Source organism: Parvularcula oceani (assembly GCF_000733125.1).
GTDB classification, from domain to species: domain Bacteria; phylum Pseudomonadota; class Alphaproteobacteria; order Caulobacterales; family Parvularculaceae; genus Parvularcula; species Parvularcula oceani.
The window spans coordinates 29,953-54,558 of record NZ_JPHU01000010.1; the positions used below are offsets into that span (position 1 = coordinate 29,953).

17 protein-coding genes are annotated in these 24,606 nt (G+C 68.9%); 6 read left to right on the top strand and 11 right to left on the bottom strand.

Annotated elements, in window-relative coordinates; translation table 11 throughout:
- Positions 1-30: 30 nt before the first annotated feature.
- From IE88_RS0111200 to uxaC, 6 genes are read right to left on the bottom strand one after another with little or no spacing between them, the layout of a single operon-like run.
- Entirely contained in the window at positions 31-2,178 is a 2,148-nt protein-coding gene (locus IE88_RS0111200; protein ID WP_031554490.1) for an alpha-glucuronidase family glycosyl hydrolase, read from the bottom strand.
- Complete coding sequence (locus IE88_RS0111205) at positions 2,175-3,665, bottom strand: mannitol dehydrogenase family protein (RefSeq protein ID WP_036767109.1); 1,491 nt, start codon at positions 3,663-3,665, stop codon at positions 2,175-2,177. The genes IE88_RS0111200 and IE88_RS0111205 overlap by 4 nt, the downstream gene beginning before the upstream one ends.
- Before the next feature lie 2 nt (positions 3,666-3,667).
- Positions 3,668-4,948, bottom strand: a complete 1,281-nt coding sequence (locus tag IE88_RS0111210) for a TRAP transporter large permease (protein WP_031554494.1) — start codon at positions 4,946-4,948, stop codon at positions 3,668-3,670.
- Entirely contained in the window at positions 4,939-5,586 is a 648-nt protein-coding gene (locus IE88_RS17430; RefSeq protein WP_051881990.1) for a TRAP transporter small permease, read from the bottom strand. Before IE88_RS17430 ends, IE88_RS0111210 begins: the two co-directional genes overlap by 10 nt.
- Positions 5,579-6,565, bottom strand: a complete 987-nt coding sequence (locus IE88_RS0111225) for a TRAP transporter substrate-binding protein (RefSeq protein WP_031554497.1) — start codon at positions 6,563-6,565, stop codon at positions 5,579-5,581. The genes IE88_RS17430 and IE88_RS0111225 overlap by 8 nt, the downstream gene beginning before the upstream one ends.
- Complete coding sequence (gene uxaC / locus IE88_RS0111230; RefSeq protein WP_031554498.1) at positions 6,565-7,983, bottom strand: glucuronate isomerase; 1,419 nt, start codon at positions 7,981-7,983, stop codon at positions 6,565-6,567. The genes IE88_RS0111225 and uxaC overlap by 1 nt, the downstream gene beginning before the upstream one ends.
- 131 nt (positions 7,984-8,114) lie before the next feature.
- Here uxaC and manD point away from each other — a divergent pair, with 131 nt between their 5' ends.
- Together manD and IE88_RS0111240 are read left to right on the top strand one after the other, a co-directional pair.
- Positions 8,115-9,365, top strand: coding sequence for a D-mannonate dehydratase ManD (gene manD / locus IE88_RS0111235; protein WP_272945608.1), 1,251 nt, complete (start codon positions 8,115-8,117; stop codon positions 9,363-9,365).
- Positions 9,353-10,267 carry a sugar kinase gene (locus tag IE88_RS0111240; RefSeq protein ID WP_081871619.1) on the top strand — a complete coding sequence of 305 codons (915 nt, stop codon included), beginning with the start codon at positions 9,353-9,355 and terminating at the stop codon, positions 10,265-10,267. The genes manD and IE88_RS0111240 overlap by 13 nt, the downstream gene beginning before the upstream one ends.
- Here IE88_RS0111240 and IE88_RS0111245 read toward each other — a convergent pair.
- Positions 10,264-11,223, bottom strand: a complete 960-nt coding sequence (locus tag IE88_RS0111245; RefSeq protein WP_031554501.1) for a glutathione S-transferase family protein — start codon at positions 11,221-11,223, stop codon at positions 10,264-10,266. The two genes, IE88_RS0111240 and IE88_RS0111245, sit on opposite strands and share 4 nt — an antisense overlap.
- A gap of 167 nt (positions 11,224-11,390) precedes the next feature.
- On the opposite strand from IE88_RS0111245, the gene IE88_RS0111250 reads away from it, so the two are divergent.
- From IE88_RS0111250 to IE88_RS0111260, 3 genes are read left to right on the top strand one after another with little or no spacing between them, the layout of a single operon-like run.
- The gene (locus IE88_RS0111250; protein ID WP_031554502.1) at positions 11,391-12,476 is read left to right on the top strand and encodes an efflux RND transporter periplasmic adaptor subunit; all 1,086 of its coding nucleotides are present in this window, start codon (positions 11,391-11,393) and stop codon (positions 12,474-12,476) included.
- Positions 12,476-15,565: an efflux RND transporter permease subunit gene (locus IE88_RS0111255; RefSeq protein ID WP_031554504.1), complete on the top strand. Its 3,090-nt coding sequence runs from the start codon at positions 12,476-12,478 to the stop codon at positions 15,563-15,565. The genes IE88_RS0111250 and IE88_RS0111255 overlap by 1 nt, the downstream gene beginning before the upstream one ends.
- Positions 15,562-16,947, top strand: a complete 1,386-nt coding sequence (locus tag IE88_RS0111260; RefSeq protein ID WP_202900494.1) for an efflux transporter outer membrane subunit — start codon at positions 15,562-15,564, stop codon at positions 16,945-16,947. Before IE88_RS0111255 ends, IE88_RS0111260 begins: the two co-directional genes overlap by 4 nt.
- Here IE88_RS0111260 and IE88_RS0111265 read toward each other — a convergent pair.
- From IE88_RS0111265 to IE88_RS0111280, 4 genes are all read right to left on the bottom strand, one after another.
- Entirely contained in the window at positions 16,931-17,914 is a 984-nt protein-coding gene (locus IE88_RS0111265; protein WP_031554509.1) for an aldo/keto reductase, read from the bottom strand. The two genes, IE88_RS0111260 and IE88_RS0111265, sit on opposite strands and share 17 nt — an antisense overlap.
- Positions 17,915-17,977: 63 nt before the next feature.
- A complete protein-coding gene (locus tag IE88_RS0111270; protein WP_051881994.1) occupies positions 17,978-19,474 on the bottom strand; it encodes an efflux transporter outer membrane subunit in 1,497 nt (498 codons plus the stop codon).
- Positions 19,475-19,478: 4 nt separating this feature from the next.
- Positions 19,479-22,658, bottom strand: coding sequence for an efflux RND transporter permease subunit (locus tag IE88_RS0111275; protein WP_031554513.1), 3,180 nt, complete (start codon positions 22,656-22,658; stop codon positions 19,479-19,481).
- Positions 22,659-22,676: 18 nt separating this feature from the next.
- Positions 22,677-23,870: an efflux RND transporter periplasmic adaptor subunit gene (locus IE88_RS0111280; RefSeq protein WP_036767132.1), complete on the bottom strand. Its 1,194-nt coding sequence runs from the start codon at positions 23,868-23,870 to the stop codon at positions 22,677-22,679.
- 142 nt (positions 23,871-24,012) lie between these two features.
- Here IE88_RS0111280 and IE88_RS0111285 point away from each other — a divergent pair, with 142 nt between their 5' ends.
- Positions 24,013-24,603 carry a TetR/AcrR family transcriptional regulator gene (locus IE88_RS0111285; RefSeq protein WP_051881996.1) on the top strand — a complete coding sequence of 197 codons (591 nt, stop codon included), beginning with the start codon at positions 24,013-24,015 and terminating at the stop codon, positions 24,601-24,603.
- Positions 24,604-24,606: the final 3 nt, after the last annotated feature.

Sequence of the window (24,606 nt, forward strand, 5' to 3'; positions counted from 1 at the left end):
CTTTGCGCTGCGGACGCCATCACGCCGCTGTCAGTGTCCCGGCGCGTTGGGGAAGGACAGCGCCTGATAGTATTCGAGCGAATGCTCCGGCGGCTCGGCGCCTGCGGGCAGATCGAGCCCGTTCACCGACTGCCAATAGGCGAGGGAGGCATCGCGCCACCATTGCGCCTCGTCCCGCTGGATCGCGAGGAAGTCCGCCGTCTGCTCGTAGCGCTCCTCGTCGATCTTCCCTACGAGGCTCGCCCATTGTTGCTGCATCTCCTCGACCTCTGCGACGCCCCGGTCGTAATGGACGACCAGCTCTTCCCAGAGCGTGCGGCCGGACTCCATCTCGTGGTCCCAGGGCAGGCGGTGGAACCACAGGAGCAGCTCTTCGGGCGTCGTCCCGACATCCGAGAAGCGCTCCTCCAGCGGATCGGCATATTGCGAGGCAGCGTCCGAACCGCTCCCGGTCCGGTCGAAGCCGACGGCCTCCTCGGTCGCCCGGTGATAGTAATAGGGCGTCCAGTCCGCGCGTCCGAGATCGTCCACCCAGGGCCCGGGGCCGTAATGATGCCCCGTCGCCATGAGGTGGGTCAGGCCGAGCGGCGTCATGTAATCGGTCACCGCCTCTCGCGAGCCCATCATCATGTCGAGCGCGGTCCGCTGGAACTCTTCACCGGCGGAAAAGGTCAGCGCCAGCCATTCCTTCGCGATGGCTTCGGCCGAGGCCCCGGGGTTCCAGGCCAGTCGTCCGAAGGCGTACCAGTTCGCCTGATCGAAGATCGAGCCGGACCAGTTGCGGTCCGTGCCGATATTCGACACCCCCGCCATGCCCGTCAGGGGATAGTCGTGAAGGCTGCCATCGACCACGACGCGCACGGGCGAGCCTTCGCCCTTGGCATAGGTGTCGGCGGCCAGCACCTCCTTCCAGAGCGGGCCGAGATAAGCGAGGTGCGTCGCGAAACCCAGATATTCCTTGGTGATCTGCAGCTCGAGCATGAGCGGCGTTTCCGGCATGGCGCCGAAGAGGGGGTGGAAGGGTTCGCGCGGCTGGAAGTCGAGTGGGCCGTTCTTGACCTGGACCAGGACATTGTCCGCAAACTGACCGTCGAGCGGCGTGAACTCGGTATAGGCCTGCTTGACCCGGTCCTCGGGCTCTTCTGCGGCATAGACGAAGGCCCGCCACATGACGACGCCGCCATGGGGCGCGACGGCCTCGGCCAGCATGTTGGCGCCTTCGGCATGGCTGCGGCCGTAATCCTGCGGGCCCGGCTGGCCCTCGGAATTCGCCTTGACGAGGAAGCCGCCGAAATCGGGCAGGGCGCCATAGATCTCGTCCGCCTTCTCGCTCCAGAACGCCCGCACCTCCGGGTCCAGGGGGTCGGCCGTCTTGAGCCCGCCGATCTCGACGGGGGCGGAGAAGCGGGCGGTCAGATAGACCTTGAGGCCGTAGGGCCGGAAGACCTCGGCGAGCGCCGCCACCTTCTCGATATAGGGCGCGGTCAGCACGGTGGCGTCGGCATTGACGTTGGTCAGCACCGTGCCGTTGATGCCGATCGAGGCATTGGCGCGGGCATAATCGGTATAGCGCGGATCCTTGTAGTCCGGCAGCTTGTGCCAGTCCCAAAGGGAGAACCCGGCATAGCCCCGCTCGACGGTGCGGTCGAGATTGTCCCAGTGGTTGAGGACCCTGAGCTGCGTGCCCGGCCGTTCGGTGACGTCGAGGCCCGCCATCTCTTCGCCCGAGGCGATCCGGCGCAGAAGCGAGAAGGCGCCGTAGAGGACGCCCGCATCGCCGCGCGCCGCGATCAGCGCGCCGCCGCCCTCGGCCGCGCGCAGGACATAGCCCTCGGTGCCGACCGCCGCTTCAGCCGGCAGCTCTCCGGCGAACCGGTCCGAGCAGTTCTCGCTCGCGAGCAGGAGCGCCCCGGGGGCTGGCGCATCGAGGCGCATCAGGTCCTCGCCGAACAGGTCCCCCATTCCGCGCGACAGCTCATCCGCGGCGGTTTCGAGCAGCATGCCCGGTGCCTCGCAGGCGAAAGCGAGACCCTTGGGCGCCGAGACGCCTTCCGCCACGCCTTCGGGCGCATAGCGCAGCCACAGATCGTATCCGTCCTCCGCGGCGGCCTGCCCCGCCAGCGCGGCGAGGGCGGCGGCAATGAGGGAAGGGCGCCGAAGCTTCTGCATGATGGTCATCGTTTTCCTCCCGAAACTTCGGCGCAGGCGCGCTGCACCGGATCTTCTCCGCTCTCAAGCAGCGTCTTCAGCTTCGAGAGTATGGCCGCGCGGAACGCCTCGTCCTCGGGCAGATCCGTCCCGAAGACGCCGCCCAGCTCGAGGAAGCCCTCCAGCAGCTTCTGAGGGTCGCGCCCCGCCTCGGCGCCGATCTTCGCCGTCCGTTCACTGAGCGGATCGCGCACGTCGATCTCCTCGCCGCGGAGATCGCGCCCCGTCGCGTAGACAATCCAGCCCGCGACCGCGAGCGCCAGGCGGTCATAGGGCGCGCCGGCTGCGCGCCGGTCCCTGATCGTGTTCAGAAGGCGCTGGGGCAGCTTCTGGCTGCCGTCCATGGCGATCTGCCATGTGCGGTGCTGGAGGGCGGAGTTCTCGAAGCGCTCGCGCAGCGCTCCCATATAGGGGCCGAGCGGCATGCCATCCGGCGCTGAGAGGGTCGGCGCGATCTCTTCTTCCATGAGGTCCCGCACGAAGGGGCCGAGCGCCGGATCGGCCATGACCTGGTGAACGAAGTCGTGCCCGGACAGATAGCCGAGATAGGCAATGGCCGAATGCGGCCCGTTCAGAAGGCGCAGCTTGGCGAGTTCGAAGGGCGCGACCTCGGACACGATGCGCGCGCCGCCCGCATCCCAGGCCGGGCGCGGCCCGCAGAAGCGGTCCTCGATCACCCATTGCAGGAAGGGCTCGGTCTTCACGTATCCCTCGTCGCGCATGCCGAGCGCAGCTTCGGCGCGGTCGAGGTCGTCGGGCGCGGTGGCGGGCACGATGCGGTCGACCATGGTCTCGGGGAAGGCCGCTTCCCGCTCGATCCAGGCCGCGAGATCCGGATCGACCGCTTTTGCGAATTGCAGCACCGCCTGGCGCAGGCGCTCGCCGTTCGAAGGCAGGTTGTCGCAGGAGATCGCGGTGAAGGGCGCATGCCCCGCCTCCCGCCGCGCGCGATAGGCCTCGACGAGATAGCCGATGGCCGAGCGCGGCGTGCGCGGGCTTCGAAGGTCGGCGGCGATATCGTCCTGCGCGGTCAGGAGCGCGCCCGTCGCAGGATCGATGCCGTAGCCTTTCTCGGTGATCGTCAGCGTGACGACGGTGACTTCCGGATCGGCAAGGGCCCCGCGCGCCGCCTCGGGCGCGTCAGGCGCGGTGACGATGCCCAGAAGGTTGCCGATCAGGCGGAAGCGCTCGTCTTCGCCTTCCCGCGTGCCGACGGTGAAGAGCCCGTCCTGGGGGCCGAGCTGTTCCTCCGCCGTGCGGCTCCTCAGGCTGATGCCGGTGACGCCCCACTCGCCGCCCTCGGCCGCGATGGCCTCGTCGGTGAAGACCGCCTGATGGGCTCTGTGGAAGGCGCCGACGCCTAGGTGGACCATGCGCGGGCGCAGCGCGGATCGGTCATAGCCGGGCCGCTGGACCCGATCGGGCAGGGCGGAGAGCGTGTCGTCGGAAAGGCGCATGATCAGTTCAACAATGCCGGAAGCGAGAGGGACAGGGCGGGAACGTAGGCGGTGAGGAGGAGCGCGACGATCAGGGCGAGATAGAAGGGCCAGATCGTCTTGACCGCGCTCTCGATGCGAAGCTTGCCGATGGCCGCCCCGACGAAGAGCACCGCCCCGACAGGCGGTGTGACGAGGCCGATCCCGAGCGCGAGCATGAGCACGATGCCGAAATGCACCGGGTCCATGCCGAAGCCGATCATGAGCGGGAGGAAGATCGGTGTCGTGATGATGATGAGCGGCGCCATGTCCATGAAGGTGCCGAGGATCAGGAGAACGACGAGGACGAGGAGGAGGACGAGGGCGGGCTCGTCCGTGATCGTGGTCACGAGCTCGGCGAGGCGCGTCGGCCCTTCCAGAAGGGCGAGGAGCCAGCCGAAGGCGGCGGCCGAGCCGATGATGAACATGATCATGGCCGTGGTGCGCACCGCCCCGGTCACGGCGAGGGCGAAACCCTCCCGGCCCAGCGTTCGGTAGCCGAGCGTGGCCACGAGGACGGTGTAGCCCACCGCCACCGCAGCGCTTTCGGTCGGTGTGAAGACGCCGGCGAGGATGCCGACCACGATGATGAGCGCGGTCAGAAGGCCGGGGATCGCCGCGATGGCGGCGAGGCCGAAGGCGCGCCAGCCGGGAAAAGCGCCGCGCGGATAGCCGCGCTTCTTCGCGACGAGCCAGGCCGCCGTGCCGAGCAGCGCGCCCGCCATCAGGCCCGGCACGATGCCGGCGACGAAGAGGTCGCCGATCGACACGCCGATGCCGGAGGCCGCGGCATAGATGATCATGTTGTGGCTGGGCGGGATGATCAGGCCGAGAATGGCCGCCGTGGAGGTCACGTTCACCGCATAGTCGCGGTCATAGCCCTTCTCCTCCATCATCGGCATCAGGGTCGAACCGAGCGCGGAGACGGAGGCCACGGCAGAGCCCGAGATCGCGCCGAACAGCATGGAGGCGCCGACATCGACCTGGCCGAGGCCCCCTTGGGTGCGGCCGAGCCCGGCATCGGCGAGGCGGACCAGCCGCTCGGCGATCCCTGCGCGGTACATCAGGTCGCCCGCGAAGACGAAGAAGGGGATCGCCATCAGCGTGAAGACGTTGATGCCCGAGGCGAGCTGCTGGACCGCGATGACCGGCGCGACGTCGAGGAAGAAGAAGGTCAGGACCGAGGCGCCCAAGAGCGCGAAGGCCACCGGCACGCCGAGCGCCAGGAAGAGGCCGAGCGAGACGAGGAGGATGGTCAGCGCCATAGGGGTTCGACCTCCTTGCCGTGGCGGAGCGCCAGGACGTGTTCGAGCGAGAAGGCCGCGATGAGGATGCCGCCCAGCGGCAGCGGCAGGAAGGCCGAACCGCGCGGCAGGCCCAGGGTCGGGATGGCGTAGCCCCAGAGCGCGCCGACGAGCTGGAAGCCGTAGATCGCGAGGAAGACGCCGATCATCGCGGTGACGAGGTGGGCGGCGTTCAGGGCGATCTTGCGCCGCCTGGGAGAGAGCGCGTCCTGCCCCGCCTGGATGCGGATATGGAACTGCTCGCGCACGCCCGCCGCCGCCGCGACCAGCACGGTCCAGACAAGGACGTAGAGGGCAAGCTGCTCTGACCAGGCGGGGCTGGCCGAGAGCACGTAGCGCATGAAGACCTGGTAGATGATGATCAGCGTTATCATGCAGAGCCCGATGCCCGCCAGCCAGAGGCAGGCAAGCGAGGCGAGGCGCGAGGCGCGGGCGGCGGGGCCGGTCGTGTAGGGGCCCGGATGCCGGTCGTCATGGCCGAGCGGAACGGAATGCCCGGCGCTCTCGGTCGCGGGGCTCGACTGGCCCGCCAGGGAGGCGGCGTCGTGCCGCCGCGCGCCTGCGGGCTCGCGGGCCTTGTGGGGCTCTCCGTCAGGCAAGCGGCACCTCGGTCGCCTGGATGGCCTCGACGAGAGGGCGCAGCTTTGGGGTGACGAAGCGGTCATAGACGGGTTCCATCCGGGCCTGGAAGGGCGTCTTGTCCGCGATCTCGATCACTTCGTTCCCCGCCGCAGCGACCGCGGCCTTCGCCTCCGCCACGCGCGCGTCCCAGAGGTTCCGCATGAAGGGCACGCTGTCGAGGGCCGCCTGCTGGACGAGCGCCTTGTCCGCGTCCGAAAGCTTCCGCCAGCGGCGCATGGACATGACCAGAACCTCCGGCGCCATGACGTGCTCGGTCAGGGTGTAATAGGGCGCGACCTCGAAATGGCGCGTCGTGTAATAGGAGGGCCAGTTGTTCTCCGCCCCGTCCACGACGCGCTTGGCGATGGCGCCATAGACCTCCGAGAAGCTCATCGGGGTGGCATTGGCGCCCAGCGCCTCCACCATCGAGACATAGAGGTCGGAGTTCTGCACCCGGATCTTCAATCCGCGGAGGTCGCCGGGTTCCGCGACCGGTCGGCGGCCATTATAGAAGCTGCGCGCGCCGGAGTCGTAATAGCAGAGGCCCTTGAGCCCGTGCGGCTCAAGGCTCTCGAGGATGCGCTTCCCCGCCTCGCCATCCATCGCCGCGCGCATATGGGCGACCGAGCGGAAGACGAAGGGCAAGGCGGGAACCAGCGTCTCGGGCGCGATCGGGTTGAGGGGGGCGGTGTTGATCCTGTTGAGGTCCAGCCCGCCGAACATCGTCATCTCGAGCGTGTCGCGCTCGGGGCCGAGCTGGCCGCCCCCGAAGACCTTGAAGCGGATGCGGCCGCCCGTGCGCTCATCCAGAAGGCGGCCCATCTCCTCGACCGCCTTGGTCGTGGGATAGTCGACCGCCTGCGCGTCCGCGGCATAGAGCGGGCGGTCCGCCTGCCCGCAGGCCGCCAGGCCGGCCGAGGCCGCGCCGGTCGCGAGAACCGCTCTGCGCGTGAGCATCAGAGCTTGTAGGCGCGCTTGGCGAGGCCATGCGCGAGGTCGCGCGCGACCTCCGCCGCTTCGTCCTCTCCCAGCCTGTGCTCGGCGACCAGCCGCGCAAGGAAGACGCAGTCCATGCGCCGCGCGACGTCGTGCCGGGCGGGGATGGACAGGAAGGCGCGGGTGTCGTCGTTGAAGCCGGCCGTGTTGTAGAAGCCGGCCGTCTCGGTCGTGCGCTCGCGGAAGCGGCGCATGCCCTCGGGGCTGTCATGGAACCACCAGGGCGGCCCGAGGGTCAGCGCGGGATAGTGGCCCGCCAGCGGCGCGAGCTCGCGCGCATAGGTGTCCTCGTCCAGCGTGAACAGCACGATGTTGAGGTCCGGCTCGTTGCCGACGGCATTCAGCAGGGGCCGCAGCGCCGTGACATAGTCCGTCTGCGCCGGGATGTCCGCACCCTTGTCTCTGCCGAAGCGGGAGAGGACGGCCTTGTTGTGGTTGCGGAAGGCGCCGGGATGGATCTGCATGACGAGCCCGTCATCGAGGCTCATCCGCGCCATCTCGGTCAGCATCTGCCCACGGAAGAGCTCGGCGTCGCCTTCCTTCATCTTGCCGGAGGCGACGCGGCCGAACAGCGCCTCGGCATCGGCCTGCGGCAGGTCGGCGGTGAAGGCGGTGGGGTGGCCGTGATCGGTCGCCGTCGCGCCGCCCACTTCCTTGAAATAGGCGCGCCGCTTGCGGTGCGCGGCGAGATAGCCCTGCCAGCTCTGCGTGTCCTTGCCCGTCACCTCGCCGAAAGCGCGGAGGTTGTCCGCGAAGCCGTCCTGGTCCGGGTCGATGACGCTGTCGGGCCTGTAGGTCGTGATGACCCGGCCCTTCCAGCCGCTGTCCGAGATCGCGCGGTGATGCTCCAGCGGGTCGAGCGCGCCTTCGGTCGTCGCCAGCGCCTCGATGCGGTAGCGGTCGAACAGGGCGCGCGGCCGGAAGGCGTCCGTCTTCAGCGCCGCGTCCATGACCTCGTAATAGTGATCGGCGGTTTCGGCCGTCAGGCGCACGTCGATGCCGAAGGCCTCGGCGAAGACCCAGTCGAGCCACATGCGCGAAGGCGTCCCGCGGAAGAGGTCGTAACGCTCGGCGAAGAGGCGCCAGATCTTGCGCCCGTCCGTTTCGACCTGCGTTCCGTCCTCGCTCGGCACGCCCAGCGCCTCGAGCGGCACGCCCTGGCTGTAGAGCATGCGGAAGACATAGTGATCGGGCACGATCAGGAGCTGCGCTGGATCGGGAAAGGCCTCGTTCTTCGCGAACCAGGCGGGATCGGTATGCCCGTGGGGCGAGATGATCGGCAGCTCGGCGACCTCGCCGTAAAGGCGCCTGGCGATGCCGCGCTGGGTCTCCTCGGCCGGAAAGAGCCGGTCGGGGTGCAGCCGGAGTGGGGTGGTCATCGGCATCTCCTCGTGTCGTTTGGCTTCTGCGGCCTCGGCAGGTGCGGCGCTTGACCGGACCCGGTCCGGCTGCGACGTCTCGCCCACTTAAGTGAGCGCTAACATCACCTGTCAACCGAAGGGAGCGGACCGTGCCCAGCCAAGGCGACATTTCGGAAGGACATGCGGGCGAACGCACCATCACGGGAGCGCGCGTCGTCGTCTGCTCGCCGGGGCGGAACTTCGTCACCCTGGTCATCGAGACCAGGGGCGGGGTGACGGGCATCGGCGACGCCACCTTGAACGGCCGCGAACTCGCGGTGGCGAGCTATCTCGAGGACCATGTCTGCCCGAACCTGATCGGCCGGGATGCAGGAAGGATCGAGGATATCTGGCAGTTCCTCTATCGCGGCGCCTATTGGCGGCGCGGCCCGGTGACGATGTCCGCCATCGCCGCCGTCGACACCGCGCTCTGGGACATCAAGGCCAAGATGGCGGACATGCCGCTCTACCAGCTCCTGGGCGGACGCAGCCGGGACGGCGTGCTCGTCTACGGCCACGCCAACGGCAGCGATATTCCGGCCACCCTCGAAGAGCTCGCCCGTTATCGCGAGATGGGCTATGAGGCGGTCCGCCTGCAGGCGGGGGTGCCTGGCCTCGATACGGCTTACGGCGTCTCCAAGGACAGCATGTTCTACGAGCCCGCGGGCGACGCCCTGCCCGAGGAGCAGATCTGGGACACGCGCGCCTATCTGCGCTTCGTGCCCGAACTGTTCGAGAAGGCGCGCGAGGCCGTGGGGCCTGAGGTCGCGCTCTTGCATGACGGCCATCACCGCATGACCCCGCAGGAAGCAGCCAAGCTCGGCCGCGCGCTCGAACCCTATGACCTGTTCTGGCTCGAGGATGCGACGCCTGCGGAGAACCAGGAAGCCTTCCGCCTGATCCGCTCGCATACGACGACGCCGCTGGCCGTCGGCGAGATCTTCAACACGATCCACGACTGCCGCACGCTGATCGAAGAGCAGCTGATCGACTATATCCGCGCCACCGTGGTCCATGCCGGCGGGATCACCCATCTGCGCCGGATCGCCGATCTGGCGGGGCTCTACCAGGTCCGCACCGGCAGCCATGGCGCGACGGACCTCTCGCCCGTCTGCATGGGCGCGGCGCTGCATTTCGACAGCTGGGTGCCCAATTTCGGCATTCAGGAATATATGCGGCACACGGAGGCGACGGACGAGGTCTTCCCGCACGACTACCGCTTCGAGAAGGGCTATCTCTATTGCGGCGAGACGCCCGGGCACGGGGTCACCCTCGATGAGAGCCTCGCTGCGAAATACCCCTACGAGCCCAAGCAGCTGCCCGTCGCGCGGCTCAAGGACGGCACGCTTTGGAACTGGTAGCGCCGACCCCGCAGAACCCGGCCGTCGTCTTCGGCGAGGCGATGATCGAGCTTTCGGGCGTCGAGGCGGCGAGCTGCCGCCTCGGCGTCGCCGGCGACACCTTCAACACCGCCGTCTATCTCGCCCGCAACGGGGCGGCCACGTCCTACATGACCTGCCTCGGCGACGAGGCCTTCAGCGACCGGATCTCCGAGGCGCTCAGGGCCGAGGGGCTGGCTGGACGCTATGTCCTGCGGCGCAAGGGCGGGGTGCCCGGCCTTTATGCCGTGACGCTGGACGAGCACGGCGAGCGGGCCTTCACCTATTGGCGTTCGGCAAGCGCGGTGCGCGGCTTCTTCGGCACGCCGGGCTGCGACGAGGCCCTGCGGACGGCCGAGCGTACGCCGCTCCTCTATCTGTCCGGCATTACCCTGTCCTTGTTCTCCGAGGCCGACCGAACGCGCCTCGTCAGCTTCGCCCGCGCCGTCCGCGAGGAGGGCGGGGCGGTCGCCTTCGACACCAATTACCGGCCCGCAGGATGGTCCGCCCGCGCCGAGGCCGAGCGGGCCATGCGGACGCTTGCCCCTTACGTGTCTCTCGCCCTCCCCACTTTCGAGGACGACGCCGCGCTCTTCGGTGACGCGGCGCCCGAAGCCACTCTCGAGCGCTGGGTCGGCTGGGGCGCAGACGAAGTCGCGGTGAAGCGCGGCCCCGACGGCGTGCTGCTCGAAGGCGGCTGGTGCCCGCCGCCCGAGCGGATCGCGCCGCTCGACACGACCGGCGCGGGCGACAGCTTCAACGGCGCCTATCTCGCCGCCCGCCTGCGCGGAGAAGCCCCGGAGGCGGCGGCGCTCGCGGGACACGCCCAGGCCGGCGCCGTTCTGCTCGTGCCCGGCGCGATCCTGCCGAAGGATGCCTCCTAGGACGCCGTCTCGAAATCGAGGTCCGGACCCACCGGCACGATGCCGGTCGGATTGATGCTCCGATGGCTGCCGTAATAATGGCCCTTGATGTGGTCCATGTGGATCGTGTCCCTGATTTCCGGGAAGGCGGCGAGGCGCAGCACATATGCGTGCAGGTTCTCGTAATCCGCGATGCGTCGGATATTGCACTTGAAGTGGCTGTAATAGACCGCGTCGAAGCGCAGCAGCGTGGTCAGCAGGCGGATATCCGCCTCGGTCAGCTGCCCGCCGACGAGATAGATCTGTCCTTTCAGGCGGTCTTCCAGCCAGTCGAGGCTGTCGAAGAGGGGGCCGACCTCGTCTTCATAGGCGGACTGGGTCTCCGCGAAGCCGGCCTTGTAGACGCCGTTATTGACGGTGGAGTAGACGCGGTCATTGACCTCGTCGATCTCGTCCCTGAGTGCCTCCGGATAGGTGTCGAGCGGCTTCGCGCCGAGATCGTCGAAGGCGCGGGTGAGCATGCGGATGATCTCTGAGGACTCGTTGTTGACGATCGTCCCGGTCTTCTTGTCCCACAGGACCGGCACGGTCGCCTTGCCCGACACGTTGGGATCGGCCTTCTGATAGATCTGGTGAAGTTTCTCATGGCCCATCGGGTCGGGACTGACGCCGGGTCCATCCTTGAAGGTCCAGCCATCCCCGCGCATCAGCCAGTTGACGACCGAGATCGGAATCATCTTCTCGAGGCCCTTGAGCGCCCGCAGGATCAGCGCCCGATGGGCCCAGGGGCAGGCATAGGACACGTAAAGGTGATAGCGGCCCACTTCGGCCTGATATCCCTTCTGCCCATCCGGGCCGGGGCTGCCATCCTTGGTCACCCAGTCCCGGAACCGGCTCGGCTGACGGTCATAGCGGCCATCCTCTCCGGCAAAGCTTTCCTCGGTCTTCCACTCTCCGTCCTGAAGAACGCCGCCCATTCTGGCTCTCCGTTATCGCAGTCCCGGCGGAGACGGCCGGAAGGGGCTTCGAGTTCCCCCCTGCGCACCCGTGACGCAGAGACTCCTCTGCCGTCTCCTGTACCGATTTGAGAGGAAGGCGGCTGTCCCGTGGCCAGTGGGGGATGCTTGCACTAGGTCTTGTTTCGATGAGTCTTCAACGAACCTTTCTCGCGCTCCTCGCGCTCGGTCTCGCTGCCTGCGGCGGCGGAGAGGAGGCGGCCGAGCGCCCTGAGCCTGAGGCCACCAGGATCGTCCCGCATGCGGTGCGCTACGCCGCCGATGCGCGGCAGGTCGAGGCGGTCGGCACGGCGCGCGCGCGGGCCTCGGCCATCGTCAATGCCGAGACGGGCGGCGAGGTCGAGGAGGTCCTGTTCGAGACCGGCGATTTCGTCGAGGCGGGCGCGCCGCTTCTCCGGCTCGAACGCGACGAGGAGCAGCTCGCCGTGAACCTCGCGCGCGTCGCAGCGCAGGAGGCCGAGCAGCTTCTCGAGCGCTACCGCCGCATCGAAGATACGGGTGCGGTCTCCGACAGCGCGATCAGCGAAGCCCGGACCACGCTCGAAGCCGCGCGGATCGAGCTTCAGCAGGCCGAGCTGGCGCTCGAACGCCGAACGGTCAGAGCGCCTTTCGCGGGCTATCTCGGCCTCACCGACATCGATCCGGGCGCCCGGATCACGCCCGAGACGGAGATCACCCGCCTCGATGACCGCCGCGTCCTCTTCGTCGATTTTCCCGTTCCCGAAGAGCTGTTCGGCCGGCTCTCGGTCGGCGATGCCGTCCAGGTGCGGCCCTTCGGCGCGGAAAGCGAAGCCCGCTCGGCCGAAGTGATCGGCCTCGACAGCCGCATCGACGCCGTCAGCCGCAGTTTCACCGCGAGGGCCGCGATCGACAACGGCGATGACGGCCTGCGTCCGGGCATGAGCTTCCGCGTCGCCTTCGCCGCCCCCGGCGCGCGCTATCCGGCCATTCCCGAGGCCTCCATCGTCTGGGGCAGCGACGGCGCCTATCTCTGGGCGGTCGAGGACGGGCAGGCCCGCCGCGTTCCGGTCGCGATCGTCTCCCGCCGCGAGGGCACGGTCCTCGTCGATGCTCCCCTGCCCGAAGGCTCGCTCGTCGTCGCCGAAGGCGTGCAGAAGGTGCGCGAGGGCAGCGCGGTCGAGCTTCTGGACGGGACGGTCGCGCGCGAACCCGCATCCTCCGCGGGCGCGTCCGGCGCGGCTGCGGGCGGCTGATGCGCGGGCAGGGGCTTCCTCAGATCGCCGTCGAACGGCCGCTTCTTGCGACCGTTCTGAACCTGCTCATCGTGATCGGCGGCATCGCCGCGCTCTTCGGCGTCGAGGTGCGCGAGCTGCCCGATGTCGACCGCCCGGTGGTCGGCGTGAATGCCACCTATCCAGGCGCCGCTCCCGAAACCGTCGATTCCGAGGTCACCAGCATCCTCGAAGGCGCCGCCGCCCGGGTCGAGGGCGTGCGGGAAATCCGCTCCTCCTCCGAAGAGAACAATTCCCGCATCCGGGTGGAATTCCGCCCCGGCGTCGATCTCGACACGGCCGCCAGCGATGTGCGCGAGGCCGTGAGCCGCGTGCAGCGCGAGCTGCCCGACCGGGTCGAGCAGCTGACGATCAGCAAGGCCGATGACGATGCCAGCCCCATCATCCAGCTCGCCGTCCTGTCGGATGCCCTCGATACCGAGCAGCTGACGCGGGTCATCGACAACGACATCGTGCCCGAGATCCTCGCCATCGAAGGCGTCGCCAGCGTCGGCCAGTTCGGCGCGCGCGAACGCCAGCTACGCGTCGTGCTGGATCCCCTTCGCCTCAGCCGCTTCGGCCTGACCGTCTCGGACGTGGCCGATGCCCTGCGCCAGGCGCCCTTCGACGTGCCGGTGGGCAGCTTCCTGTCCGAGGACCAGCAGCTCCTCGTCCGCGCCGAGGCGACGGCGGCGACGCCCGAACTCGTCAAGGCGGTGGTGATCCGCGACCAGATCGAAGTGGGCGATGTGGCGGAGGCCTATTTCGCGCCCGCCGATGCGACGAATTTCGTCCGGCTCGACGGACAGTCGGTGATCGGGCTCGGCGTCGTCCGCCAGGCCAGCTCCAACACGATCGAAATCGCCGATGCGGTGCGGGCCGAGGTCCGGCAGCTCAATGCCCGCTTCGACGACCTCGACATCCTGGTGACCAGCGACGACTCCGAATTCATCCGCGGCTCGGTGCGGGAGGTGCTGACCAGCCTGACCATCACGGTCTGCGTCGTCGTCGCCACGATCTATCTCTTCTTCGCCTCGGCCAAGGCGACGCTCATTCCCTCGACCACCATTCCCGTCGCCCTGATCGGCACGCTGGCAGGCATCTACCTCCTGGGCTTTTCGGTGAACCTCCTCACCCTTCTGGCTCTCGTCCTCGCCACCGGCCTGATCGTCGACGATGCCATCGTGGTGCTGGAAAACGTGCAGCGGAAGCGGGCCGAAGGCATGGGAGAGCGGGCGGCGGCCGTGATCGGCACGCGCCAGGTCTTCTTCGCCGTGGTCGCGACGACGGCCGTCCTCGTCTCGGTCTTCGTGCCGATCTCCTTCCTGCCCTCCGAGGCGGGAAGGCTGTTCCGCGAATTCGGCTTCGTGCTCGCGCTCGCCGTCATCATTTCCTCCTTCGTCGCGCTGACGCTGGTGCCCGCGCTCTCCTCGCGCCTCGACGTCAGCGGCAAGGCGCTGCCGCGCCCGCTGGCGCGCGTCGGCGGGTGGGGGCAATCCGCCTATGACAGGGCGCTCGGCGCCTGCCTCGGGCGGCCGCTCGTCACGCTGGGGGTCGCGCTGCTCGCGGCCGGGGGCGCGGTTCTCCTCTATCCCCAGCTCGAAGCGGAGCTCGTCCCCGAAGAGGATCGCGGCACGATCTATGTCTTCGCGACCGGCCCCGACGGCGTCGGCCTCGACTATATGGAGCGCCAGTCAGACGCCATCGAGGCGGTCTTGCGGCCTTATGTCGAGGACGGAACGATCGAGAGCCTCTTCACCATCGTCGGCCGCTACGATCCCAACCGCATCGGCATGACCGCGCCGCTCGCGCCGTGGGACGAGCGCGACATCTCCCAGCAGGAGCTGATCGAGGCTCTGGAAGAGCCGATGAGCCGCATTCCCGGCGCTCGGGTCAGCGTGTTCGGCCGGGGCAGCCTCGATGTCGGGGGCGGGCGCAGCGGCATCGAAGTCGCGCTGACGGGCGGCGACTACGACACGATCTACAAATCCGCCCGCGCCCTGTCGGACGCTATCGATACGCAGTCGGACATCCTGTCCAACCCCGAAATCTCCTATCAGCCGACCCAGCCGCAGCTGTCGATCCGCATCGACCGGCAGCGGGCGGCGGATCTGCGCGTGCCGCTCGACGAGCTGTCGGTGACCCTGCGCGCCATGGTCGGCGGCGAGGACCTCGTCGACCTCAATGTCGACGACCAGGCCATCCCCATCTTCCTCGAGGCCGAGACCGGGGCCGTCACCGATCCGTCCGACCTGCGCAATCTCTATGTCCGCGCCGACACCGGCGAACTGGTGCCGCTGTCCAGCCTCACCACGCTGGTCGAGGAGGGCGTGGCGGCCGAACTCGACCGGACCGAGCAGCGCCGGGCGATCGAGGTCGAGGCCGACATCGCGACGGGCACTCCGCTCGAAGCAGCGGTCGCCGAGATGGAGCGCCTCGCCGATGCGGTCCTCCCCGAAGAGGGGATCGACATGCTCCTTCAGGGCGAGGCGGCGAGCCTCGAGGAGACCTCGCACGACCTGCTGCTGACCTATGGCTTCGCCTTCGTCATCGTGCTCCTGGTCCTGATCGCGCAGTTCGAGAGCGTGACTTCGGCGCTGGTCGTCCTCTTCACCGTGCCCTTCGGGCTCGCAGCCGCCGTCTACGCGCTGTTCCTGACCGGCGTGTCGCTCAACATCTTCTCGCAGATCGGCCTTGTCATGCTGATCGGCCTGATGGCCAAGAACGGCATTCTCATCGTCGAATTCGCCGACCAGCTTCGCGGCGAAGGGCGTTCCGTGCGCGATGCGGTGGCCGAGGCCGCATCGATCCGGCTGCGTCCCATCGTGATGACGCTGATCTCCACCGTGCTCGGCGCGCTGCCGCTCATCCTGTCGAGCGGCGCGGGGGCCGAGGCGCGGGCGTCGATCGGCTGGATCGTCTTCGGCGGACTGGGCCTTGCCGGGATCTTCACCCTGTTCCTGACGCCGATCATCTATCTGGGTCTCGCCCGCTTCAGCAGTCCCAAGGCCGAAAGCGGCCAGCGCCTCGAAAAAGAGCTGCGCGCCGCCGAAGGAGCGCCGGCGGAGTGAGGCTGGCGGCGTTCGCACTCCTTGCCGGCTGCGCCGGCCTCGCCGCTTGCGCCGTGGGCCCCGAGCCGCGCCTGCCTGAGTTCGAACTGCCGGAACGCTATCAGTCCGAGCTCGCCTATGCCTCCGAGGCGACCGATCCCTGGTGGACCGGCTTCGAGGACCCGCGCCTCGCCGAGCTGATCGAGGAGGCCCTCACGGGCAATCTCGATATCCGCATCGCCGAGCAGCGGCTCGAAGAGGCCGCCGCGCTCGTGCGGGCCGAACGCTCCGATCTCTTTCCCGATCTCGACGGTTTTGCCGAAGGCGCGGCCAGCACGGCCCTGTCCGGCGACGCGCCCGACAGCGAAAGCGCTCAGGGCGGCCTCGCCTTCGGCTTCGTGCCCGACCTCTTCGGCGGTCTCCGCCGAGAGCTTCAGGCCGCGCGCGCCGCGGCGGCGGCGCAGGCCTTCGGCGTCGCCGATGCCCGGCGCCTCATCGCGGCGCAGGTCGCGAACACCTATCTCGAGCTGCGCCGCACCGATGCGCGGCTCGCGCTTCTCGAAACCTCGCTCGAGCTTCAGAACCGCACGCTGGAAATCGTCCGCCTGCGGGCCGAAGCGGGCCTCGCCGCCGATCTCGACGTGCAGCGCGCGCTCGCCGACCTCGCCCAGACGCGGGCCCAGAGGGGGCCTCTCGCCGCCTCCCGGGTGCAGGCCGACGCCGCCCTGGCGGTGCTGACCGGGCGCCAGCCCCGAGGCGTGCTGGTCGAACCCAATGCGGAGGCGACGATCCCGAGCTATGGCGAGGGGCCGGGCGCAGGCGTGCCTGCCGACCTCCTGCGCGCGCGGCCCGACCTGCGGGTCGCAGAGGCGCAGCTCCTGCAGGCGACGGCGCTCGTGGGCGCGGAAATCTCGGACCTCTACCCCTCGCTCAGCCTGCCGGGCAGCATCACGGCGGATCTCGGCGGGTCGGGCGGCGCGGCCGACGGCGTCATCGCCGCGATCGGCGCCGTCCTGGACGTGCCCTTCTTCGATGCCGGCCGCAGGCGGGCCGAGGTGCGGGCGGCCGAGGCGCGCGCCGATGCCGCGCTGCTCATCTACCGGCAGGTCCTGCTCGATGCCCTGCGGGAGGTCGAGGTCTCCCTCGTTTCCATCGAAAGCGCGCGGGAGCGCCGCGACGATCTCGCCGTGGCGGTCGAGGCCAGCGAGCGCGCCTTCACCCAGCTCCAGGCGCTTTATACCGAAGGCCTATCCACCCTGATCGAGGTGCTGGACGCCCAGCGCCAGCTGATCGCGAGCAGGGAGGCCTTCGTGAACTCGGAGGCGGAACTCGCCTCTTCCGTGGCCGACCTCTACCGCAGCCTCGGAACGGCTGTGCCCGATCCCGTCACACCGGCACCTTGATCAGCTCGCGGACCTCTTCGTCATAGAGGCGGCGGAGCGCCTCGTGCGTCTCGGGCGTCAGCGGCTCGAGCGTCGATGCGGCGGCATTGCTCCTGGCCTGTTCGGGCTTCGAGGCGCCTGCGATGACTGAGCTGACCGCCGGGTGATCGAGGATCCAGCGCAGCGCCGACTGCGCCATTGAAGGCCCCTCGGGCAGCATGCTCCGCACCGTCTCCGCCAGCGTCACGCCGCGCTCGAAGGGCAGGCCCGAAAAGGTCTCGCCGACCGAAAACGCCTCGCCGTCGCGGTTGAAATTGCGGTGGTCGCTCTCATCGAAGGACGAGCTTTTGGTGAACTTGCCGGTCAGAAGGCCGCTCGCCAGCGGCAGGCGGACGATGATGCCGACATCGCCCTCATGCGCGCGCGGCAGCACCTCGTCCGCCGCATCCTGCCGGAAGATGTTGAAGATAAGCTGCAGGCTCGCGCAGCCGGGCTCGGACAGGCAGGTGCGCGCCTCGTCCAGCGTCTCGACGCTCGCGCCCCAGAACCGGCACAGCCTGTCCTGCTGGAGGCGGTTCATGGTCTCGAAGATCGCGCCCCGCTCGAGCTCGCGCGGCGGCACGCAGTGAAGCTGGACGAGGTCGAGCGTATCCGTCCTCAGCCTGTCCGCCGACTGCTTGAGGTGGTCGGCGATCGCGTCCGCCGAGCCGTAGCCGTCCGGGTAGAGGTCGGGGCTTCGTCCGACCTTCGTGGCCACCACCGGCCGCTCGGGCAGGCTTCCGGCATGCTCGCCGACCAGCCGTTCCGACCGCCCGTCGCCATAGACATCGGCGGTATCGAAGAAGGTGATATCCGCTTCGCTCGCCGCCTTGAGGATGTCCCGGCCCTGATCCTCGCTGACCGGACCGAACTCGCCGCCGAGCTGCCAGCAGCCAAGGCCGATCTCGCTGACGGCGTAGCCGGTCTTTCCAAGCGTCCTCGTCTTCATGCCGTATCCTTTCTCTGTCGCATGCGCGTTCAGAGAGGATGTAGAGCGGCGCGGTGCGCCTCTCTACCGCAGGCTGCTCACGGCCATGGGAGCGGGCGCATCGCCGGTCCGTGCCGGCGCATCGAGGGCGCCGCCGAGCGTCCTGTAGACCGCCACCGTATTGGTCGCTTCGGCGAGGCGCGCCGCGACGAGGGCCCGGCGGGCGGTATAGTCCTCCCGCTGCGCATCGAGCACGGCGAAGTAATCCGTGATGCCCGCCTCGAAGCGGTCTTCGGCCAGCGCGAAGACATCGGCCGCCGCCTGGGCCTGCCGCTCGCTCGCCGCGAGACGCTCATCGATGGTGGCGCGCACGGCGAGGGCGTCGGCCACTTCGCGGAAGGCGGTCTGGATCGTGCCTTCGTAGCGGGCCTGCGCCGCCTCGCGGTCATAGCGCGCCGCGGCGAGATTGCCGCGCAGCGCGCCGCCGGTGAAGATCGGCAGGCTGATCTGCGGCGCGAAGCTCCACACGCCCGTATCGCCCGAAAAGAGGCTGTCGAGCTCTGTGCTCGCAACGCCGCCGCTGCCGGTCAGCTGGATGCGCGGAAAGAACGCCGCTCGCGCCGCGCCGATATTCGCATTGGCCGCGAGAAGGTCGTATTCGGCCGAGACGACATCCGGCCGCGCGAGCAGCAATTCCGAGGGCACCGCTTCGGGAAGGTCCCTGCGCAGCGCGACCTCTCTCACGCCCGCCGGATCCAGATCGGGCAGGGTCCGCGTGCCCAGAAGCAGGCGCAGCGCGTTCTCGTCCTGGCGCACCTGCGCGGCGAGTTCGGCCGCATCCGCGCGCGCCCGCTCGATCGAGGTGCGGACCCGCCCGACATCGACGGCCGTGCCGACGCCGCCTTCAAGCCGCATCTCGGTGAGCTCCAGCGCCTCTTCCTGATTGTCCACCGTCTCCAGCGCGATGCGCAGCAGCTCCCGGTCGGCGGCGAGCTGCAGATAGGTGTTCGCGACTTCTCCGATCAGCGAGACGCGCACGGAACGCTGCGCGGCTTCGGTCGAGAAGTACTGCGCCAGAGCCTGGCGGCTGAGGCTGCGCACCCGGCCGAAAAGGTCGAGTTCATAGGCGCTGACCCCTGCGGTCAGGCCGAACTGCTCGATGGTCACGGCGTCGGGTTCGACGATTTCGCCTTCCTCGCTCGCGACCGCGCCTGCGCCGAAGCGGCCCGCTGCGGCATCGGGGCCGAAGCGGTCATAGCCATAGCTGCCCCCGGCTGCGAGGTTCGGCACGAGCTCGGCGCGTTGCACGCGGTAGAGCGCGGCCACGCGCTCGGCATTGAGCGCGGCGGCCCGCAGGTCGCGATTGTTCTTAAGGGCGATAACGATGAGGCGCGCCAGCGTCTCGTCCTCGAACACGGTCTCCCAGGCGAGGGCGGGCCGGTCCGCGACCTCGCCCGGCGCGATGTCCTCATAGCCCGCGGCCGCCGGCACCGGCATCGCGCCCCGCTCATAGTCGGGGTCGAGGCTCACGCAGGCGGTCAGCGCGCTGCAGGAGAGGAGGAGTGCGAAGGTCTTGCGCATGGGGTCAGACTCCGGCCGGTGCGAGGGTCGGCGCATCGGAGGCGGGAGCTTGCCCGCTCCGCTTCCGGCCGAAGACTTTCCGCACCAGGACATAGAAGAGCGGCGTGAAGAAGACGCCGAGAGCGGAGGCCGCGATCGTGCCGCCTAAGACGGAGATGCCGATCGCCGACCGCCCGCCCGCGCCCGCGCCGGAACTCAGCGCGAGGGGCACGACGCCGAGGCCGAAGGCGAAGGAGGTCATCAGGATCGGCCGCAGGCGCAGGCGCGCCGCCTCGATGGCCGCTTCGGCGGGCGTCCTGCCCTCGTCTTCTTCGATCGCCTTAGCGAATTCGACGATCAGAATGGCGTTCTTCGCCGACAGGCCGATCACGGCGAGAAGGCCGACCTGCAGGAAGATGTCGTTGGACAGCCCCGCCAGATAGACCGCCGCCACCGCGCCGAGGACGCCCAGCGGAACGATCAGCATGACCGAGACCGGCACGCTCCAGCTCTCATAGAGAGCAGCGAGGCTGAGGAATACGACGAGCAGCGACAGCGCATAGAGGAGCGGGGCCTGGCCGCTGACCTCGCGCTCCTCGGCCGAAAGCCCTGTCCAGGCCACATCGAAGCCGGGGGGCAAGGCGTCCGCGAGCTCCTCGATCCTATCCAGCGCGACGCCGGAGCTCACGCCCGGCGCGGCACTGCCTGTGATGCCGACGGAGGGGACGCCGTTATAACGCTGCAGGAGCGGCGAGCCATAGGTCCAGCCCACCTGCGCGAAGCTGGAAAAGGGCACGAGCGAGCCGTTCGGTCCCGGGACGCGCCAGACCAGGATATCCTCCGGGCTGCCCCGATAGGGCGCGTCGGCGGCGACATAGACGCGCTTGATCCGGCCCTCCTCGAGGAAGTCGTTGACATAGACGCCGCCGAGCGCGGTCGCGAGCGTGGTGTTGATCGCATCCGGATCGAGACCGCTCGCCAGCGCCTGATTGTAGTCGATGTCGACGTCGAGCTGGGGCACGTCCTGAAGGCCGTTCGGACGCACGGCGACGAGCTGCGGGTCGGAATTGGCCGCGCCGATCAGCTGCATCTGCGCGCCCGTCAGCGCTTCGTGGCCGCGCCCGCCCCGGTCCTGGAGATAGAGGTCGAAGCCGCTCGACTGGCCGAGGCCCGGCACCGAGGGCGGCGTGATCGCGAAGACCTGCGCTTCCTGGATCTGCGAGAAGGCGGCCATGGCACGGCCCGCGACGGCCTGCGCGGAGAGATGGTCCTCCTCGCGCTCCTCCCAGTCCTTCAGGCGGACGAAGGCGAGGCCGGCATTCTGGCCGTTGCCGGAGAAGTTGAAGCCCGCAACGGTGAACACCGCCTCGACCGCTTCGGCCTCCTCTGTCCGCAAATGCTCCGAGACCCGGGTGAGGACGGCATGGGTCCGCTCGAAGGTGGCGCCGGCGGGCAGCGTCACCTGAACGAAGATCTGGCCCTGGTCCTCATCGGGCAGGAACGCGTTTTCGAGGCGCGCGAGCGCGAAGGCCGTCACTCCCGCAAGCGCCACGAAGAGGAGCGCGAAGCGGCCCGAGCGGGCGATCACGGCGCGGACGCCCCGCTCATGGCCGCGCGCGGTGGCGCCGAAAGCCCTGTTGAACAGGCGCAGGGGCAGGGCGGCGCGCCAGGCCCAGCTGCCGGGCGCAAGCCCCCGCTCCTTGGCGGCGGGGCGAAGCAGGGTGGCGCAGAGCGCCGGGGTGAGGACCAGCGCGAACAGAACGGACAGCGCCATCACCGTGACGATGGTCACGGCGAACTGGCGATAGATCACGCCCGCCGTGCCGCCGAAGAAGGCCATGGGCACGAAGACGGCCGACAGCACCACGCCGATGCCGACGAGGGCCGAGGTGATCTCGGCCATCGCCTCCTCGGTGGCCCGTCGCGGCGACAGGCCCTTCTCCTCCATCAGGCGGTCGACGTTCTCGATGACCACGATGGCGTCGTCGACGAGAAGGCCGATGCCCAGGACCATGGCGAGCATGGTCAGCGTGTTGATGGTGAAGCCGAGCGCCAGCAGCACGGCGAAGGTGCCGAGCAGGACCACCGGCACGGTGATCATCACGATCAGCGTGGCGCGGACCTTCTGCAGGAAGAGGAACATGATCAGGAAGACGAAGAACGCCGCCTCGAACAGCGTCTTCACCACTTCGTGGATCGACTCCTCGATGAAGGGCGTCGTGTCCACCGGGAAGACGAGATCGTATTCGGCGGGAAGGAATTCGGAGAGTTCCGCCGCGCGCTCGCGCACCAGTTCCGCGGTGCGCAGGGCGTTGGCGCCCGTGGCGAGATTGACGCCCATGCCGGCGACCGGCTTGCCGTTGAGGCGGACAACGGAATTGTAGTTCTCGGAGCCGATCTCGACCCGCGCGACGTCGCCGACGGTGACCTGCGCGCCGCTCTCGGCAGTCCGAAGGGGGATGGCGCGGAATTCTTCCGGCGTCTCCATCAGGGACTGCACCGTGACCGAGGCGTTGATCTGCTGGCCGGACATGCTCGGGCCGGCGCCGATCTGGCCGCCCGTGACCTGAACGTTCTGGGACCGGATGGCGGTGACCACGTCCTGCGGCGACAGGCCGTATCCGGCGAGCTTGTAGGGATCGAGCCAGATCCGCATGGCGTGCTGCGCGCCGAAGAGCTGGGTCGTGCCCACGCCCTCGACCCGCGCGATGGCGTCCTCGATGTCGCTCGCCATCGCATCGGCCAGATCGCCGGAGGTCACGCCCTCAGCATCGCTCGTCAGGGCGAGGATGAGGAGGAAGCCGGCGCGCGCCTTGCTGACGGTGACGCCCTGGCGCTGCACCGCCTCGGGAAGGAGGGGCGTCGCGCGCGCGAGACGGTTCTGCACCTGGACCTGCGCGATGTCGGGATCGGTGCCGGACTCGAAGGTGAGCGTCATGCTCATCGTGCCGTCCGCGCCCGACGAGGCGCTGATATAGCGCAAGCCGTCGAGGCCGGTCATCTGCTGTTCGATCACCTGGGTGACCGCGTCTTCCACCGCCTGCGCCGAAGCGCCGGGATAATTCGCCGCCAGCGTGACCGAAGGCGGCGCGATCTCGGGATATTGCTCGACCGCCAGCGTGCGCAGGGCGAGAACCCCCGCGAGCATGGTCACGATCGCGATGACCCACGCGAAGACGGGGCGATGGATGAAGAACTGGGCCAAGGAAGAGCTCCCGGAAATCTAGAAGAGGGCAGCCGAAGCGACGCGTCCCTGCGCGCGCTGCGACTGCGGGCCTCGGACGGAGACCGTGTCGCCGGGGCGGAAATGCTGGAAGCCGCTGGTCACGATCATCGTGCCGGGCTCAAGGCCGGTCACCACCCACTCATTGCCGACCGCGCGCTGGGTCGCGACGGTCTGGGGGCGGGTCTGGCCGGTCTCGTCGACGACGATGACCTGCCCCTCGCCTTCGGGCGTGCGGCTCAGAGCGGCCTGGGGCACGAGGATCGCATCCTCGTCCACGCCTTCCTCGATCACCGCCCGCACGAACATGCCGGGCAGAAGAATCTCCTGCGGGTTGGGGAAGACCGCGCGCAGGGTGACGGAGCCCGATCCCGCATCGACATTCACCTCGGTCAGGGCGAGCTCGCCCTGATGCTCGTAGGTCGTGCCGTCCTCGAGCTGGAGAGAGACGGGCAGGCGGCCGTTCTCCTCCGCCGCGAGGGCGCCGGCGGCGATGCGGCGTTTCCAGTCGAGAAGCGCCGCGCTCGACTGGGTGATGTCGACATAGACCGGGTCGAGCGCCGTCACCACGGCGAGTGGCTCGGCCTGGCCGGCGCTGACCAGCGCCCCCTCGGTGACGAGGGTCCGGCCGATATGCCCGGCAATGGGCGCGCTGACGGTGGTGCGGTCGAGGTCGATCCGCGCCTGGTCGCGCGCGGCGCGGGCCAGAGCGACATCGGCCCGGGCCGCCTTGGCCGCGGCGACGGCGTCGTCATAGTCCTGGCGGCTCACCCCGCCGCGCTCGACGAGGCCGGAGAAGCGCTCCTCGCGCCCCTCCGCCGCGGCGACGGCCGCTTCCGCGCGGGCGAGCTGCGCCTGCGCGCTGTCGAAGGCGGCCTGATAGGTCACGGGCTCGATCCGGAAGAGCGGAGCGCCCGCCTCGACCTTCTCGCCTTCTTCGAACAACCGTTCCGTCACGATCCCAGAGACCTGGGGGCGGACCTGCGAGACGCGCGAGGCCGTGACGCGGCCGGGCAGCGTCACCTGGTAACTGGCCTTCTCGGCCGTCACCGCTTCGGCGGTCACGACGGGGGCCTGCGGCGCCTGCATCGCGGCCTGCTCGGGGGCCTGACCTTCGCCTTCGGCGCAGGCGGCGACCAGGCTCAGCGCGGCTGCGGCCAGCAGAAGCGGGCTCTTCCTCTTGCGGCTCGTCATGGCGAAAGACCTTCCCCTCTTGCCGCCCATGGCGGCGAACTTGTTTCGATTGAACGTTCGTTCTACACGGCGGGAGCTAATAGAGAGTGACGCGCTGCGCAAGTCCGTTTGCTGCACTGCGTCATCCAGTCGGGAGGATGTGATGGGGCAGGGATCGCAGAGCGCCATCTGCGCGGACGGGAATGACAGGCGGACCAAGCTGCTGCACGCGGCCGAGCGCTGTTTCGTCGAGAGCGGCTTTCACGGCGCGCGCATGGCCCAGATCGCGCGCGCGGCGAAGATGAGCCCGGGGCTCATCTATCACTACTTCGAAAGCAAGGAGCAGATGATCGCGGAGATCATCCGCGCCCATGTCGAAGAGAAGCTGGCGGCGTTCGAGCGCCATCAGGCAGAGGCGCAAGGAACGAGCGGCGTGGTGAACGGCCTGGCCGAGGGCATCGCCTCGACGACCGATCCCTTCTGGTCGTCCCTGACGCTGGAGATCACCGCCGAGGCGACGCGGAACGACGCTGTGGCCTGCATTATCCGCGAGGCCGAGGCCACGCTGCACGAGAACTTCAAGGCCGTTCTGCTCAAGGACGGGCACATTCCCGACCTCGACAACCGCGTCGAGGTCTTCGTCGCCCTCATCCAGGGGCTCGGCATCCGGGCGATCCGCAATCCCGATCTCGACCGCGACGCCATCCTGCCGCTGGTCCGCCGGATCACCGAGGACCTCTTCCGGCCGGAGTGAGCC

Excerpts from the sequence above, each read along its gene's own strand:
- IE88_RS0111200 (WP_031554490.1), bottom strand. The coding sequence starts at position 2,178 with ATGACCATCATGCAGAAGCTTCGGCGCCCTTCCCTCATTGCCGCCGCC.
- IE88_RS0111205 (WP_036767109.1), bottom strand. The coding sequence starts at position 3,665 with ATGCGCCTTTCCGACGACACGCTCTCCGCCCTGCCCGATCGGGTCCAG.
- IE88_RS0111210 (WP_031554494.1), bottom strand. The coding sequence starts at position 4,948 with ATGGCGCTGACCATCCTCCTCGTCTCGCTCGGCCTCTTCCTGGCGCTC.
- IE88_RS0111225 (WP_031554497.1), bottom strand. The coding sequence starts at position 6,565 with ATGCTCACGCGCAGAGCGGTTCTCGCGACCGGCGCGGCCTCGGCCGGC.
- uxaC (WP_031554498.1), bottom strand. The coding sequence starts at position 7,983 with ATGACCACCCCACTCCGGCTGCACCCCGACCGGCTCTTTCCGGCCGAG.
- IE88_RS0111245 (WP_031554501.1), bottom strand. The coding sequence starts at position 11,223 with ATGGGCGGCGTTCTTCAGGACGGAGAGTGGAAGACCGAGGAAAGCTTT.
- IE88_RS0111250 (WP_031554502.1), top strand. The coding sequence starts at position 11,391 with ATGAGTCTTCAACGAACCTTTCTCGCGCTCCTCGCGCTCGGTCTCGCT.
- IE88_RS0111255 (WP_031554504.1), top strand. The coding sequence starts at position 12,476 with ATGCGCGGGCAGGGGCTTCCTCAGATCGCCGTCGAACGGCCGCTTCTT.
- IE88_RS0111265 (WP_031554509.1), bottom strand. The coding sequence starts at position 17,914 with ATGAAGACGAGGACGCTTGGAAAGACCGGCTACGCCGTCAGCGAGATC.
- IE88_RS0111270 (WP_051881994.1), bottom strand. The coding sequence starts at position 19,474 with ATGCGCAAGACCTTCGCACTCCTCCTCTCCTGCAGCGCGCTGACCGCC.
- IE88_RS0111280 (WP_036767132.1), bottom strand. The coding sequence starts at position 23,870 with ATGACGAGCCGCAAGAGGAAGAGCCCGCTTCTGCTGGCCGCAGCCGCG.
- IE88_RS0111285 (WP_051881996.1), top strand. The coding sequence starts at position 24,013 with ATGGGGCAGGGATCGCAGAGCGCCATCTGCGCGGACGGGAATGACAGG.